Genomic DNA, 14720 nt, shown 5'->3' with positions numbered 1-14720 from the left:
AGGGGCTAACACCATGTCACACACAGCCATGCCACAGATAAAGCTTGCAGTAGAAGATTTACGCGTCGAGTTCAGTCATGCGGGTAAGGTCACGGCAGCCGTTCGCGACGTGTCATTCAGCCTTGGACGGGAAAAGCTGGCGATTGTTGGCGAATCGGGATCGGGCAAGTCCACGGTCGGTCGCAGCCTGCTGCGTCTGCATCCGGCAACGGCCAGGGTCACGGCGAAAACCCTGCGTTTCGGCGATATCGATTTACTTGAATGCAGCGAAAAACAGATGCAGAGCATTCGCGGGCGGCGCATGTCGATGATCATGCAGGACCCGAAATACTCGCTGAACCCGGTGATCAAGGTAGGCGAACAGATCGCCGAAGCCTATCTGGCACATCACAGGGTCTCGAAAAAGGAGGCCCGCGAACGCACGCTGGACATGCTCGCCAAGGTGCACATCCGCGAACCGGCGCGAGTCTACGAACTGTATCCCCATGAAGTTTCGGGCGGTATGGGCCAGCGGATCATGATCGCGATGATGGTGATCACCGACCCGCAAGTGATCATCGCCGACGAGCCGACTTCCGCACTGGATGTGTCGGTGCGCCGTCAGGTGCTCAACGTGCTGGAAGAGCTGGTCAGCGAGCGCGATCTGGGCCTTATCTTTATCAGCCACGACCTGAACATGGTCCGTCACTTTTGCGACCGGGTGCTGGTGATGTACGCCGGGCGGGTGGTGGAATCGCTTAACGCCAGCGAGCTGGATCAGGCGCGTCATCCCTACACTCGAGGCCTGTTGGCCGCCCTGCCCAGCCTGGATCACCCGCGTGCCAGCCTGCCGGTTCTGCAACGCGATCCCCTTTGGCTCACTCACTGAGAATGCTCCCATGGCAATGATCACAGTCGATTCACTGAACCTGAGCTTCGGCGCTGGCCCAGCGCTGAATCAGGTGCTGCGTGACGTCAACCTGCAGGTCGAGCGAGGCCAGTCGTTCGGCCTGGTCGGCGAGTCCGGCTCGGGCAAGACCACCGTACTGCGCTGCCTGGCAGGACAATATCATCACTGGAGCGGCGCACTGAGCGTGGCCGGCCAGACCGTACAATGCAAGCTCGATGCCAGTCACTACCGCACCGTGCAGATGGTGTTTCAGGACCCCTATGCCTCACTGCACCCGCGCCACACCATCGACGCGGCACTCAAGGAGCCATTGAGCATTCACCGGATCGGTGACCGTGACCGTCGCGTCTGTGAAGTGCTGAACAAGGTCGGCCTCAACGAGAGCTTTCGTTTCCGTTACCCGCATCAGCTGTCCGGCGGCCAGCGCCAGCGTGTCGCTATTGCAAGGGCGCTGATTCTAGAACCACGTGTGCTGCTGCTCGACGAACCCACCTCGGCACTGGACGTTTCAGTGCAGGCCGAAATTCTCAACCTGCTGGCCGACTTGCGTCATCAGCAAGGCCTGACTTACCTCATGGTGACCCACGACCTCGGCGTAGTGGCGCACTTGTGTGACCGGGTTGCGGTCATGCAGCAAGGCCAGGTGCTGGAAACCCTCGACAGCAGCCAGTTGATCAACAACCAGGCTCGGCACGAGTATTCGCGACTGCTGATTCAGGCCAGCCGCGACATGGACCTGCGTCCGACGGGATGACCCGCCGCCGGGCTCACGACCGCTGAACCCGTAACCCTGCCGACACTGTGATCCCCGGCCCTCTCGGCCAAGGGATCCGGCTGCCTGCGATTTGCCTCAACACACCCAAAACAGCCATCAAACAAGAATAAAAAAATGAAAAAATCACTCGCACTGATCTCTCTGACTGCTCTGTTCCCCGGCGCCTGGGCGCATGCCGACAGCGCGTACATCAACTACCGTCACCAATATGCAGAAAGCACCCGCATGCATGCTGACCGGGTCAAATTCGGCAGCCGGCTGGACAGCGGCTGGGGCTTCGAAGGCGAGCTCAAATACAAGACCGCAGGCGACCGCCAGGACGTAGCGTTCGACAACACCGTCGGCAACGGCCACGAATTGACTGTCAGCTATCAATACCGGCTCGACGACAAATGGCTGCTGACGCCTTCGTTTGCGCTGGAAAGCATCGAGAAATCGACGGCCTATAAAATGGGCCTGAAACTGGGTTACAAAGTAAACGATCAGTTGAGCGTGTCAGGCCGTTACCGCTACGACTCGATCAAGCTGGACAGGGACAAGGTCAACCATGAAATGCCTGACAACCAGATGGATGATCAGTCGATCAATCGTTACGACGTCTGGGTCAACTACGCCAGCAAAGGCCCCTGGGCGTACGAGTATCAGTTCACCTACTTCGACGCCGATTACATCCGCTACGACAACGGCAAGACCGACTACGAACAGAACGCGGCCTTCAAATACAAATGGGACAAGCACTGGGTGCCGTTCTTTGAAGTCGGCGACATCAAGGTGGATTCCGAAGATGACAAGCGCCAGCTGAGATTGCGCGTGGGCGTGCAGTACAACTTCCTGTAGCGCATCCCCACTGGAGCATGATGAACGATAATCTCACTATCGTGCCGACGCTCCGCGTCGCATGCCGTTCTGGACGCTCTGCGTCCTCTTTCGAGCATGTGGTGCAGCGCAGGTTTGTGACGCGGAGCGTCATCCAAGGCATTCCTACGCTGGAGCGTGAGGAACGAGAGGTGTCTGGCAGAAACTCCGCAATCGCTCAGTCGCTGTACAGCGCCTGAGTGCGGCGCAGGCGCATGCGGCTGCCGTTGAGGTGCAGATACATCGCCGAGCGCGCTGCGTCGACGTTGCCTTCGGCGATGGCGTTGTAGATTTGCCGGTGTTCGGTGTTGATTCCGGTCAGGTAGGCGTTGCGATCGCTCTGCCCTGTGTAGGCCGAGTTCATCCGCGTGCGGGGAATCAGCTTGGTGCCCAGATGCTTCATGATATCGATCAGGTACGCATTGCCTGACGCCTTGGCGATCTTGAGGTGAAATTGAAAATCGGCATTGATGGTGGTTCCGGATTTCTGCGGACCTTCGAGCAGCGCATCGAACGCCCGCTTGAGCTCAAGCAACGCTTCAGGGCTGCGTCGTTGCGCAGCCAGCCCTGCCGCCTCGACTTCCAGGCTCAAGCGAAACTCCAGCAGGTTCAGCACATCGGACAAGGTGGCGATGGTCGCAGGCCCTACCGAAAAACCTTCAGGCGGTGGCATATCGAGAACAAAGGTGCCGACGCCATGCCGGGTTTCCACCAGCCCCGCGGCCTGCATCCGCGACAGCGCATCGCGCACCACCGTGCGGCTGACACCCTCGGCTTCCATGATGTGGATCTCGGAAGGCAGTTTCTCGCCGCGCACCAGCACACCGTCTCGCATGCGCTGGGCGAAGCGGTCGACCAGGGTTTCTGCCAGGCGTCGATGGTTCTTTTGCGAGGAAAGTGCGTTGTCCGACATTGCAGCCTCAGTTCTGTCCGATACGCGAGTATAGGCTGCGATCCCCACACAAAACACGCCTTGAGTACGGTTATACTCAGCCACCCGACACGGACCTGATCACCCGCCATGGAACAACCTTCCGCATCAAAAGGCCGTCGCTCCAGCCTAACCCAGCAACTGGTCGCCGAGTTTTCGCGCAGAATTCGCGAAGGCGAGATCCAGAGCGGTGAAAAGCTTCCTACCGAACAGGTGATCATCCGTGAAACCGGGGTCAGCCGCACCGTGGTTCGTGAAGCGATGTCGCGTCTGCAAGCCGAAGGTCTGGTCGAAACCCGGCATGGCATCGGCACCTTCGTGGTCGATGCAGCGCAGCCAGGTAATTTCCAGCAGGTTGAACCGCCAATCGGTACACCCGCAGACGCGGTATCCATCATCGAGCTGCGCCTGAGCATCGAGCCGGAATCTGCCGCGCTCGCTGCTCTACGCCGCACGCCCGAGCAACTGGATGCCATCCGTCAGGCACTCGATGAGTTGCATCGCTGCGCGCGCCTGGGACACGACACCATGAAGGCCGATTTCGAGTTTCACCGGCAGATATCACTGTGTACCGCCAACAGCTTTTTTACCGATGTGATGAGCCAGCTCGGCAGCAGCATCCTGCCTCGTACCCGCAGCGGCTTTGGCAATATCGCGTCGTTGCACGCAGAGGACGATCCGGGCATCCAGCAACGTGAACAGGAGACCATCTTTGACGCCATTGTCCATCAGGACCGTGATGCCGCCCGAGCCGCGATGCGCCTGCATCTGATCAACAGTCTGCTGCGCCTGCGCGCAAAGGATTAGCCACTAAAACGCTTATCGTTTACCATGCCGCCCGTCGGTTTCCGAGAGGAACTAACAGGGAATTCGTACGCTTTGTCTGCACAAGGCCAAAACGAAACTGCCCCCGCAACTGTAGGCATCGAGCCTGCTCCATGACTGCCACTGGATTCAGCTCCGGGAAGGCCGGAGCCCGGCGATGACATGCCAGTCAGGAGACCTGCCGACCTGCTTCAACCCACTAACCGGCGGGGTGTCCGGGAAGGACATCCGCACGCGGCGGCATTTTCCGTTGTGCCCGGTCACTTGCCGGGGATGTGTTTCCTGATGTGCATTGCGCCTTGGCACCTGTTCCAACGGAGACCGCATTTCATGTCGCTGCCCCGCCTTGCCGCACTTGCCGCCAGCCTGACGCTGTCCACCATAACCCTCGCCGCCCCCACTCAGTATCCGCTGACCCTTGAAAACTGTGGTTCGACCCTGACGTTCGCGTATGCACCGACCAAGGCAGTGACCATTGGTCAGGCCGGTACTGAAATACTCTACGAACTGGGCCTGGGCGACCGGCTGGTGGGCACGTCGCTGTGGTTCAACAACGTTTTGCCACGCTTCAAGGCGCAGAACGACAAGGTAGAACGTCTGGCCGACAACGACCCAAGCTTTGAGGCGGTGATCGGCAAACGTCCGGAACTGGTGACGGTGCAGCTGGAGTGGATGGTTGGCAAACAGGGCGTGGTCGGCACACGCGAACAGTTCCATGACCTGAAAATACCCACTTACATTCTGCCGTCCGATTGCGAAGGCAAAAACAATCTGGTCGGTGCCGACGGCACACGCCTGGAGCCGTTCCGCATCGAAACCATCTACAAGAGCATCGAGCAACTGGCGCAGATTTTCGATGTACAGGACCGCGGTGACACGCTGGTCGCCGACCTCAAGGCCCGCCTGAGCGCCGCGATTGCCAATGTCAAACAGAACAAGGCGAACGACGTCTCGGCGCTGTTCTGGTTTTCCAGTTCGGATCTTGCCAGCGATCCTTTCGTGGCAGGCCGCAAAGGCATCCCGGATTTCATGCTCAACAGCCTGGGCATGCGCAATATCGTCCAGTCCGACGAGGAATGGCCGACCGTGGGCTGGGAAAGCATTGCCAAGGCCAACCCAAGCATTCTGGTGATTGCGCGCATGGACCGCCGCCGCTTCCCGGCCGACGACTACCTGAAGAAAATCGAATTTCTCAAGAGCGATCCGGTGACGCGCAACATGGACGCAGTCAAGCATGAGCGGATCGTGATCATCGACGCCGAGGGCATGCAGGCCGGTCTGCGCCTGTTCACCGGGTTCGAGGAACTGGCTGACGCCGCCAACCGTTTCAACGCGGCACAATGAGATTACCAGTAGCGTTGGGCCATGTGCTCTGGGTCTCGGCAGTGCTGGTACTGGCGATCATGATCGGTGCGGCGATTGGCGAAACCTCGATCAGCCTGCCGGTGGTTTTTCAGGTGCTGGCCAACAAACTCTGGGCAGCCAGCTACGTGCTCGACCCTATCGATGAGGGCATTGTCTGGAACTACCGGCTGACCCGCGCGATTGTCGCGGCAGCCTGCGGGGCCGGGCTGGCGATCTGTGGCGTGGTGCTGCAATCCTTGTTGCGCAATCCGCTGGCAGACCCGTATCTGCTGGGAATTTCCGCCGGGGCCTCGACCGGCGCGGTGCTGGTCGCCATTCTGGGCTTTGGTGCAGGGGCCATTTCGATGTCGGCAGGCGCTTTTGTCGGCGCCGTGGCGGCGTTTTCGCTGGTCGCTCTGCTAGCGCACTCGTCGCGAGGCACCACTGCAGCCGGGCAGATCATTCTGGCCGGGATCGCCGGTTCACAGCTGTTCAATGCCCTGACATCATTTCTGATCACCAAATCCGCAAGCTCGGAGCAGGCACGCGGCATCATGTTCTGGTTGCTGGGCAATCTCAGCGGTGTGCGCTGGCACTCTGTCTGGCTGGCAGTGCCGACGGTGCTGGTCGGTCTGCTGGTGTGCCTCTGGCACCGGCGAGCGCTGGACGCGTTCACCTTCGGCAGCGACTCGGCGGCGTCACTGGGGATTGCCGTACGGCGCGTGCAGATCATCCTGATCGCGACCGCAGCCCTGGTCACCGCAGTGATGGTGTCGATCGTTGGCTCCATCGGTTTTGTCGGGCTGGTGATCCCGCACGCGGTGCGTATGCTGGTCGGTGTGCGCCACGCACGGCTGGTGCCGTTGAGTGCATTGAGCGGCGCACTGTTCCTGATCGCTGCCGACATCCTCTCGCGCACGCTGATCAAGGGGCAGGCGCTGCCGATTGGCGTCATTACCGCCCTGATCGGCGCACCGGTCTTCGCTTTGATACTTATCCGGGGCAATAGCACTCGATGAACGCGTTTCCTCAGCAGGTCAACGCAGCGGTGCTCGGTTGCTCCGGTCTGGGTTATTCGGTACGCGGTACTGCGCTGCTGCGCGAGGTCGACCTGAGCATTGCAGCGGGAGAAACGCTGGCCGTGGTCGGCCCTAACGGGTCGGGCAAATCCACCCTGCTGAAACTATTGGCCGGTATTCAGAAGCCGGTCAGCGGCAGCGTCAGGCTGGGCGGGCAGCCACTCGAGTCAATGAGCCGCAGAGATGTAGCGCGCCTGCTGGCAGTGGTCGAACAACAGGCAGAAACCAGCGACGCCGTGACTGTACGGGATGCCGTCGAACTGGGCCGCACGCCGTGGCTGTCGGCACTCGAGCCGTGGAGTACCAACGATGACGCAATCGTTCGTCAGGCTTTGCAGGATGTGGACATGCTGCACATGCAGAAACGTGCCTGGCACACCCTGTCCGGCGGCGAGCGGCAGCGCGTGCACATCGCCAGGGCGCTGGCGCAACGACCCAGGATCCTTCTGCTGGACGAACCGACCAATCATCTGGATATCCAGCACCAACTGACCATCCTCGGCTTGGTCAGGGCCTTGCCGGTAACCACTGTGATAGCCCTGCACGATCTGAATCAGGCGCTGGATTGCGACCGCGTGGCGGTCATGGAGAAAGGCCGGCTGGTCGCACTGGGTGCGCCGGTCGAGGTGCTGACCCCGGAACGCCTGCTGAGCACCTTCGGCGTTGTGGCGCACTGGCTGACCGACCCGTTCGACGGCGCGAAAATCCTGCGTTTGCGCTCTCACTGAAGACACGCCGATGGTCAGCCGGTCACCTGGCGCATGCTTCAACAGGTGCACCGCGCGGCCTGTGGCACTACAATGCGCGCTTTGCCCGCCGCAGGATCCCGTTGCCATGTCGTTACCCAAGCACCACCTGGAATTGCTCAGCCCTGCGCGGGATGTAACCATCGCCCGTGAAGCCATCCTGCATGGCGCCGATGCGGTGTACATCGGCGGGCCGAGCTTTGGTGCGCGACACAACGCCTGCAACGAGGTCAGCGACATTGCCGAGCTGGTCAAATTCGCTCATCGCTATCACGCGCGGATCTTCACCACGATCAACACCATCCTGCATGACGACGAACTGGAACCAGCCCGCAAGCTGATTCACCAGCTCTACGACGCAGGCGTGGACGCGTTGATCGTGCAGGACCTCGGGGTCATGGAGCTGGACATTCCGCCCATCGAGCTGCATGCCAGCACCCAGACCGACATCCGCACCCTGGGCCGGGCGAAGTTCCTCGATCAGGCCGGTTTCTCGCAACTGGTGCTGGCCCGCGAGCTGAACCTGCAGGAAATTCGTGACATCGCCCGTGAAACCGATGCCGCTATCGAGTTTTTCATTCATGGCGCGCTGTGCGTGGCGTTCTCCGGGCAGTGCAATATTTCCCACGCGCAAAACGGCCGTAGCGCCAACCGCGGCGACTGCTCGCAGGCTTGCCGCCTGCCCTACACACTCAAGGATGATCAGGGCCGCGTCGTCGCCTTCGAAAAGCATCTGTTGTCGATGAAAGACAACAACCAGAGCGCCAACCTGCGCGATCTGGTGGACGCAGGCGTGCGCTCGTTCAAGATCGAAGGTCGCTACAAGGACGCAGGCTACGTCAAAAATATAACCGCCTATTACCGCCAGCGTCTGGACGAGATTCTCGAAGACCGTCCGGACCTGGCACGCGCTTCCAGCGGCCGTACCGCACACTTCTTCGTGCCAGACCCGGAGAAGACCTTTCACCGCGGCAGCACCGATTATTTCGTCAGTGACCGCAAGATCGACATTGGTGCGTTCGATACGCCGACGTTTACCGGTCTGGCAGTCGGCACCGTCGAAAAACTCGGCAAGCGTGACCTGATCGCTGTGACCCATGAGCCGCTGTCCAACGGTGACGGTCTCAACGTGCAGATCAAGCGTGAAGTGGTGGGCTTCCGTGCCAATATCGCCGAGCTTAAAGGCGAGTTCGAAGAGGACGGCCAGAAGCGCTGGCGCTACCGTGTAGAACCCAATGAGATGCCTGCGGCCCTTTCCCGTGTGCGTCCCAACCATCCATTGAATCGCAACCTGGACCACAACTGGCAGCAGGCGCTGCTCAAGACCTCGGCCGAGCGCCGCATCGGCATTCAGTGGCAGGTCACCCTTCGTGAAGACCACCTGCGCCTGGAAGCCATCAGTGAAGAAGGTGTGAGCGTCGCGGTAAACCTTGACGGTCCGTTCGGCGCAGCCAACAAGCCCGGGCAGGCGCTGGATCAACTGCGTGACCTGCTCACTCAGCTGGGCACCACGATCTACCATGCTCAGGATGTCAGGCTCGACGCGCCGCAGGCGTTCTTCGTGCCCAACTCGCAGCTCAAGACCCTGCGCCGCGATGCCATCGAGGCGCTGACCGAAGCGCGCATCAAGGCGCATCCGCGCGGTGGCCGCAAGGCCGAAACCACCCCGCCGCCGGTTTACCCGGAGTCGCATTTGTCGTTTCTGGCCAACGTCTACAACCAGAAGGCCCGCGATTTCTACCATCGCCACGGCGTACAGTTGATCGACGCGGCCTACGAGGCCCACGAAGAAACCGGTGAAGTGCCAGTGATGATCACCAAACACTGCCTGCGTTTTTCGTTCAACCTGTGCCCGAAACAGGCCAAAGGCGTGACGGGCGTGCGCACCAAGGTCGCGCCCATGCAACTGGTGCAGGGTGATGAAGTGCTGACCCTGAAATTCGATTGCAAACCTTGCGAAATGCACGTGATCGGCAAAATGAAAGGTCACATTCTCGACCTACCGTTGCCCGGCAGCGCTGCGGCTAAATCGGTGGTCGGCCACATTACCCCGGAAGACCTGCTCAAGACTGCGCGTCAGCGTTCTACACGCTGATACGTATGAGGGGGGGGTTGGCGCCCTGCCAGCCCCTTGCGTCTTCTGAAAAAAACCTCTTAAAGCACGCGCTCCATGTGGGTCGTGTTCCACACCGGATCGCTCTCCACATCGGTCACGGCAAAGCCCTGTTTCTCCCAGAAACGGATCGCACCCGGCAGAAAAGGATGGGTGTGCAGATAAAGCACCTCTATCCCACCAGCTTCGGCATGCGCCCAAAGCGCCTGGCACAAGCGGCTGGCCAGCCCGTCGCCGCGAAACTCCGGCGTGACGAACAGGCGTACGATCTCCACGGTTCTGCGGCCAATATGGTTGAGCTGCGCAAAACGATGGTCATAAGGCAGATAGCCCACCGCAGCGATGATCTGCCCTTCGCAACGGGCGATCAGAAACTTGCCGTCCTTGCCATTAAGGTAAACCTGCTCGAAACCGGCCAGATCGGGCGGAACGGTGACGGTGTCGAGCAAGGGAAAGATCCCGGCACGTGCACGCATGACGAAATCGACGGTGTGCGGGATCTCGGAGGGGTGTACCTCAGTAATAGTGATGTTCATGAGTACGGACTTATTGGGGGAATTGCAGGGTGAGACAAATGTTACGCCAGACTTGGGCTTTTGAAAGCACGGCTTAACTATAGAGCAGGCGGCGCGGCGCAGAATTGTGACGCGGAGCGTCACGACAGGCATTCCCACGCGGAGCGTGAGGAACGATATGTGCCTGGAGCGACTGGGGCGCCCAGAGGCAAAAACGCCGATTATCATGAGCGGGCAATGCGGCGCACAGCTTTACAGCGCAACCTCTTCGACGCGCACCAATGCAAGGCAGGAAAAATAACGCGCCAGACACCTCGTAAACGCTGCACAGCCTTGCGGGCATTGCCAATGCGCGTCTGAACCGCTGCAACCGCAAGCTGGCACAGCCCCTGCATGATGTTGGATAACCCCACCATGAATGTGGTTGGGCCGCCCCGGTTGATCGACGTTGATCGCCAGTCTCGCAGAGACCAGAGGGCCACATGGGGGCATCCGGCAACGTGGCTTGATGGCGTCCCCGAATAAGAGAACAGGCAAAGGCGCCTGGAACCGAAAGGTTCCGGGCGCTTTTTTTTGCTTCAAAAAACCTGATTGGCCTCGGCCGGGACTTGCTATGAACACCACAGTCTTCCCCCTGAACGATGTAAAAACCCTGATCGTCGTCGGTAATGGCATGGTCGGGCACCATTGCGTCGAGCAGTTGATCGCAGGCGGCGCACTGGAGCGTTATCGCATCCATGTATTTGGCGAAGAAGCACAGCGTGCCTACGACCGCGTGCATTTGTCCGAATACTTTACTGGCCGCGATGCCGAGTCGTTGGCCATGAGTGAAATGTCTGTATACGAACAACCTGGCCTGACGCTGCACTTGGGCGTACCGGTGCTTGAGATTGACCGTGATCGTCATGAAATCATCACTGCCGAAGGCTGCTTCAGCTACGACAAGCTGATCCTGGCCACCGGCTCCTTCCCGTTCGTACCGCCGATCGAGGGCGCACAGGGCAACTCGCGGCTGGTCTATCGCACGCTTGAGGACCTGGACACCATTCGCTACGCCGCCTCGAAAGCTCGTCGTGGCGTGGTAGTCGGCGGGGGTCTGCTCGGGCTTGAAGCGGCCAATGCACTGAAATCGCTTGGTCTGGAAGCCCATGTTGTCGAGTTCGCCCCGCGCCTGATGCCGGTGCAACTGGACGAGCATGGTGGGGCTGCCTTGAAAGCGCGTATCGAAGCGCTGGGCGTCGGCGTACACCTGTCACGCGCCACGCAGTCGATCAGCGACGGCAAGCAATACCGCTATCGCATGAACTTCGCCAATGACGAATTTCTGGAAACCGACCTGATCGTGTTCTCTGCCGGTATACGCCCGCAGGACGCGCTGGCTCGCCAGTGTGAACTGCAACTCGGCCCGCGTGGCGGTATTGCAATCGACGAGCACTGTCGCACCAGTGACGCCGATATCTATGCAATCGGCGAGTGCGCGGCCTGGAACGGCAGTGTATTCGGCCTGGTGGCACCCGGTTACCAAATGGCCCGTGGCGTCGCCGCACAGTTGTGCGAAAAGGACACTGATCCGTTCTTTGGGGCCGACATGTCCACCAAGCTCAAGTTGCTGGGCGTGGATGTCGGCTCCATCGGTGACGCGCACGGTGCACTGGCCGGGGCCATCAGTTATCGCTTCATTGACGAAGCCACCGCCAGCTATCGCCGGCTGGTGGTGTCGGCAGATGGCAAGCAAGTGCTCGGCGCGGTGCTGGTCGGCGACAACAGTTATTACGACACCCTGCTGCAATACGCCCAGAACGGCATCACCCTGCCCGCCGACCCGTCCAGCCTGATCCTGCCGCGTGGGGAAGGCGCACCGACGCTGGGTGCCGATGCCCTGCCCGCCACCGCGACCATCTGTTCCTGCCATAACGTCAGCAAGGGTTCTATCTGTTCGGCAATCGACAATGGCTGCACCGACCTCGCCGGGATCAAGGCCTGCACCAAAGCAGCCACCGGCTGTGGTGGCTGCACTGCGCTGCTCAAGCAGGTGTTCGAACATGAGTTGATGGCGCGCGGTGTGGCGGTCGACAAAAGCCTCTGCGAACACTTCGCCTATACCCGCCAGGAGTTGTACTCGATGGTCCGCGTCGAAGGCATCGAGACCTTTGACGAACTGCTGACCCGCCATGGCAAAGGCGCGCATGGCTGCGACATCTGCAAACCTGCGATCGGCTCGATTCTCGCTTCGTGCTGGAACCGCCCGATCACCGAACCTTCGCTGGTGCCACTGCAGGACACCAACGACACCTTCATGGCCAACATGCAGAAAAACGGCACCTACTCGGTCGTACCGCGTATTCCGGGTGGAGAAATCACCCCCGACGGCCTGATCGCGATTGGTGCCGTGGCCAAGAAGTACGACTTGTACACCAAGATCACCGGCGGCCAGCGTATCGACCTGTTCGGCGCGCAACTGCATGAGCTGCCGGACATCTGGAGTGAGTTGATTGAGGCGGGGTTCGAGACCGGACATGCCTACGGCAAATCGACCAGGACGGTGAAGTCCTGCGTCGGCAGCACCTGGTGCCGCTATGGCGTGCAGGACAGCGTCGCGATGGCACTGCGCATCGAGGACCGTTACAAGGGGCTACGCTCGCCGCACAAACTCAAGTTCGCCGTATCCGGCTGCACCCGCGAGTGCGCCGAAGCGCAGAGCAAGGATGTGGGTGTGATTGCCACCGAGAACGGCTGGAACCTTTACTTGTGCGGTAACGGCGGCATGCGTCCACGCCACGCCGAGCTGTTCGCCACCGACCTGGATGACCAAACCCTGATTCGTTATATCGACCGTTTCCTGATGCTCTACATCCGCACCGCCGACAAGCTGCAGCGCACCTCGGTCTGGCGTGAGTCGCTGGAAGGCGGCCTCGACTATCTCAAGGCGGTCATTATCGACGACAGCCTGGGCCTGGCCGCCGAGCTGGAGTCGCAGATGCAACTGGTGGTCGACCGCTACGAATGTGAATGGGCCAACGCCCTCAAGGACCCGGAAAAACTCAAGCGCTTCCGCACCTTCGTCAACGACGGGCGTGCTGACCCCGACGTGCAGTTCGTCAAGGAACGCGCCCAGCGGCGTCCGGCAAAACCCGAAGAGCTGGCTCTTATTCCGTTGTTCAAGGAGGTGGTGTGATGAACGCGTCTCAGACAAAACGCACCGGCGACAATGCGCCAGCGGCAGCGCAGCAGCACTGGCAGCCCCTGTGTGGACGTGCGGATCTGGTCGCCAATTCAGGCGTCGTTGCGTGGCTGGACGGCGCGCAGGTCGCACTGTTCTACCTGCCCGAAACTGCACAGGGCGAGCAGCTCTTTGCCATTGATAACCGCGATCCCAAATCGGGGGCCAACGTGATCGGGCGTGGTCTGATCGGGCAGATCGCGGGCGAACTGGTCATCGCCTCGCCGTTGTACAAGCAGCACTTTCGCCTGCACGACGGCAGCTGTATCGAATACCCGGATCAGCGGATCGACGTCTGGCCGGTAAGACTCAAGGGTGATCAGGTAGAGATTGCCGTTTAATCGGCAGTGCCGGTCGCAGACAACCTGGTCGCTATCGGACCAGGTTGCCGCGTGGCGTGACGTGCAGCTTATTGAAGTTCGGAGACCAGTGCCTTGTTGAAGCCTTGCGGGTCTTCCATCTGCGGGGCATGGCCCTTGCCCTTGAATTCCACCAGCCTGGCGCCCGGGATCATCTGCGCCACCTGCTTGCCCAGTACCTTGTAATTGCCGATCTTCGCCTTGACCTCAGGCGGGGCGATGTCACTGCCGATGGCAGTGGTATCGGCATCACCAATCATCAGCACCGTCGGCACCTGCAACCTGGGGAACTCGTAGAACACCGGCTGGGTGAAAATCATGTCGTAGATCAACGCCGAGTTCCAGGCCACGACCTTGTGACCCGGCCCTTTGTTCAGACCGGCCAGCATGTCGACCCACTTGTCATACTCAGGCTTCCAGCGGCCGTCGTAGTAGGTCTTCTGCTCGTAGGCGCGAATGCCTTCGGCGGTGGTCTTCAGCTCTCGCTCATACCACTGGTCGACGCTGCGGTAAGGCACGCCGAGTGCTTTCCAGTCTTCCAGACCGATAGGGTTGACCATCACCAGCTTCTCGGTCTGCTTCGGGTACATCAACGCGTAACGCGTGGCCAGCATGCCGCCCGTGGAGTGACCGACCACCGACACCTTGTCGAGGCCCAGTTTTTCCAGCAGCGCGTGGGTGTTCATCGACAACTGCTGGAAGCTGTACTGGTAGTGCTCCGGCTTGGTCGAGGTGCAGAAACCGATCTGATCCGCTGCGACGACGCGATAGCCCGCTGCACTCAGTCCCTTGATGGTGTCTTCCCAGGTCGCAGCGCAAAAGTTCTTGCCATGCATCAGCACCGCCGTGCGGCCATTGGCCTTGGCGCTGGGCGCGACGTCCATGTAACCCATTTCCAGTGTCTGGCCCTGGGACTGGAAACTGAATTTGTGCAGCGCATGGGGGTACGTGAAACCTTCCAGTTGCTGGCCGTAACCGGGCGTCTCAGCCAGTGCTGCGCCTGACAGCGTCAACGACATCAACATGCCGGCAATCTTTGCAGCCCGCATAAGGGGCACCTCCTATAATA

Annotated in this window: 13 protein-coding genes and 1 riboswitch; of the genes, 10 read left to right on the top strand and 3 right to left on the bottom strand. The window is 60.3% G+C overall.

Features of this window, described 5'->3' with window-relative positions; all coding sequences use genetic code 11:
* Window positions 1-28: 28 nt before the first annotated feature.
* The 3 genes from RGM3321_RS06685 to RGM3321_RS06675 all read left to right on the top strand — a co-directional run bounded on the left by RGM3321_RS06685 (window position 29) and on the right by RGM3321_RS06675 (window position 2501).
* Window positions 29-868, top strand: a complete 840-nt coding sequence (locus tag RGM3321_RS06685) for an ABC transporter ATP-binding protein (RefSeq protein ID WP_244392260.1) — start codon at window positions 29-31, stop codon at window positions 866-868.
* Window positions 869-878: 10 nt separating this feature from the next.
* The gene (locus tag RGM3321_RS06680) at window positions 879-1643 is read left to right on the top strand and encodes an ABC transporter ATP-binding protein (protein WP_244392186.1); all 765 of its coding nucleotides are present in this window, start codon (window positions 879-881) and stop codon (window positions 1641-1643) included.
* Window positions 1644-1778: 135 nt separating this feature from the next.
* Entirely contained in the window at window positions 1779-2501 is a 723-nt protein-coding gene (locus RGM3321_RS06675) for an oligogalacturonate-specific porin KdgM family protein (RefSeq protein ID WP_057411655.1), read from the top strand.
* 196 nt (window positions 2502-2697) lie between these two features.
* Here the strand turns inward: RGM3321_RS06675 and RGM3321_RS06670 are convergent, their stop codons facing one another.
* A complete protein-coding gene (locus tag RGM3321_RS06670) occupies window positions 2698-3432 on the bottom strand; it encodes a FadR/GntR family transcriptional regulator (RefSeq protein ID WP_244392184.1) in 735 nt (244 codons plus the stop codon).
* 108 nt (window positions 3433-3540) lie between these two features.
* Here RGM3321_RS06670 and RGM3321_RS06665 point away from each other — a divergent pair, with 108 nt between their 5' ends.
* The 5 genes from RGM3321_RS06665 to RGM3321_RS06645 all read left to right on the top strand — a co-directional run bounded on the left by RGM3321_RS06665 (window position 3541) and on the right by RGM3321_RS06645 (window position 9539).
* A complete protein-coding gene (locus RGM3321_RS06665; RefSeq protein WP_244392182.1) occupies window positions 3541-4257 on the top strand; it encodes a FadR/GntR family transcriptional regulator in 717 nt (238 codons plus the stop codon).
* An 18-nt stretch (window positions 4258-4275) separates the two neighbouring features.
* Window positions 4276-4476, top strand: a riboswitch (cobalamin riboswitch).
* Window positions 4477-4605: 129 nt separating this feature from the next.
* Window positions 4606-5619 (top strand): ABC transporter substrate-binding protein, encoded by a 1014-nt coding sequence (locus tag RGM3321_RS06660; protein WP_244392180.1) that lies wholly within the window; start codon window positions 4606-4608, stop codon window positions 5617-5619.
* Window positions 5616-6638: an iron chelate uptake ABC transporter family permease subunit gene (locus tag RGM3321_RS06655; RefSeq protein ID WP_244392178.1), complete on the top strand. Its 1023-nt coding sequence runs from the start codon at window positions 5616-5618 to the stop codon at window positions 6636-6638. Before RGM3321_RS06660 ends, RGM3321_RS06655 begins: the two co-directional genes overlap by 4 nt.
* The gene (locus tag RGM3321_RS06650) at window positions 6635-7426 is read left to right on the top strand and encodes an ABC transporter ATP-binding protein (RefSeq protein ID WP_244392176.1); all 792 of its coding nucleotides are present in this window, start codon (window positions 6635-6637) and stop codon (window positions 7424-7426) included. The genes RGM3321_RS06655 and RGM3321_RS06650 overlap by 4 nt, the downstream gene beginning before the upstream one ends.
* A gap of 106 nt (window positions 7427-7532) precedes the next feature.
* Window positions 7533-9539, top strand: a complete 2007-nt coding sequence (locus RGM3321_RS06645; protein ID WP_244392174.1) for a U32 family peptidase — start codon at window positions 7533-7535, stop codon at window positions 9537-9539.
* 59 nt (window positions 9540-9598) lie between these two features.
* Here the strand turns inward: RGM3321_RS06645 and RGM3321_RS06640 are convergent, their stop codons facing one another.
* Window positions 9599-10093 (bottom strand): GNAT family N-acetyltransferase, encoded by a 495-nt coding sequence (locus tag RGM3321_RS06640; RefSeq protein ID WP_244392172.1) that lies wholly within the window; start codon window positions 10091-10093, stop codon window positions 9599-9601.
* A gap of 592 nt (window positions 10094-10685) precedes the next feature.
* Between RGM3321_RS06640 and nirB the strand changes: the two genes are divergently transcribed.
* Together nirB and nirD are read left to right on the top strand one after the other, a co-directional pair.
* Window positions 10686-13247 (top strand): nitrite reductase large subunit NirB, encoded by a 2562-nt coding sequence (gene nirB / locus RGM3321_RS06635; RefSeq protein WP_244392170.1) that lies wholly within the window; start codon window positions 10686-10688, stop codon window positions 13245-13247.
* Window positions 13247-13633 (top strand): nitrite reductase small subunit NirD, encoded by a 387-nt coding sequence (gene nirD / locus RGM3321_RS06630; RefSeq protein WP_244392168.1) that lies wholly within the window; start codon window positions 13247-13249, stop codon window positions 13631-13633. Before nirB ends, nirD begins: the two co-directional genes overlap by 1 nt.
* Window positions 13634-13701: 68 nt before the next feature.
* On the opposite strand, the gene RGM3321_RS06625 is transcribed toward nirD, so the two are convergent.
* Window positions 13702-14700 carry an alpha/beta hydrolase gene (locus tag RGM3321_RS06625; RefSeq protein ID WP_244392167.1) on the bottom strand — a complete coding sequence of 333 codons (999 nt, stop codon included), beginning with the start codon at window positions 14698-14700 and terminating at the stop codon, window positions 13702-13704.
* Window positions 14701-14720: the final 20 nt, after the last annotated feature.

It is taken from the genome of Pseudomonas sp. RGM 3321, assembly GCF_022836805.1.
Classification (GTDB): domain Bacteria; phylum Pseudomonadota; class Gammaproteobacteria; order Pseudomonadales; family Pseudomonadaceae; genus Aquipseudomonas.
The sequence above is the reverse complement of the archived record's forward strand: the minus strand, read 5'-3'. Positions and strand labels throughout refer to the sequence as shown.

What these genes read in the sequence shown, in the direction of transcription:
- RGM3321_RS06685 (WP_244392260.1), top strand. Translation starts at nt 29, where the DNA reads ATGCCACAGATAAAGCTTGCAGTAGAAGATTTACGCGTCGAGTTCAGT.
- RGM3321_RS06680 (WP_244392186.1), top strand. Translation starts at nt 879, where the DNA reads ATGGCAATGATCACAGTCGATTCACTGAACCTGAGCTTCGGCGCTGGC.
- RGM3321_RS06675 (WP_057411655.1), top strand. Translation starts at nt 1,779, where the DNA reads ATGAAAAAATCACTCGCACTGATCTCTCTGACTGCTCTGTTCCCCGGC.
- RGM3321_RS06670 (WP_244392184.1), bottom strand. Translation starts at nt 3,432, where the DNA reads ATGTCGGACAACGCACTTTCCTCGCAAAAGAACCATCGACGCCTGGCA.
- RGM3321_RS06665 (WP_244392182.1), top strand. Translation starts at nt 3,541, where the DNA reads ATGGAACAACCTTCCGCATCAAAAGGCCGTCGCTCCAGCCTAACCCAG.
- RGM3321_RS06660 (WP_244392180.1), top strand. Translation starts at nt 4,606, where the DNA reads ATGTCGCTGCCCCGCCTTGCCGCACTTGCCGCCAGCCTGACGCTGTCC.
- RGM3321_RS06655 (WP_244392178.1), top strand. Translation starts at nt 5,616, where the DNA reads ATGAGATTACCAGTAGCGTTGGGCCATGTGCTCTGGGTCTCGGCAGTG.
- RGM3321_RS06650 (WP_244392176.1), top strand. Translation starts at nt 6,635, where the DNA reads ATGAACGCGTTTCCTCAGCAGGTCAACGCAGCGGTGCTCGGTTGCTCC.
- RGM3321_RS06645 (WP_244392174.1), top strand. Translation starts at nt 7,533, where the DNA reads ATGTCGTTACCCAAGCACCACCTGGAATTGCTCAGCCCTGCGCGGGAT.
- RGM3321_RS06640 (WP_244392172.1), bottom strand. Translation starts at nt 10,093, where the DNA reads ATGAACATCACTATTACTGAGGTACACCCCTCCGAGATCCCGCACACC.
- nirB (WP_244392170.1), top strand. Translation starts at nt 10,686, where the DNA reads ATGAACACCACAGTCTTCCCCCTGAACGATGTAAAAACCCTGATCGTC.
- nirD (WP_244392168.1), top strand. Translation starts at nt 13,247, where the DNA reads ATGAACGCGTCTCAGACAAAACGCACCGGCGACAATGCGCCAGCGGCA.
- RGM3321_RS06625 (WP_244392167.1), bottom strand. Translation starts at nt 14,700, where the DNA reads ATGCGGGCTGCAAAGATTGCCGGCATGTTGATGTCGTTGACGCTGTCA.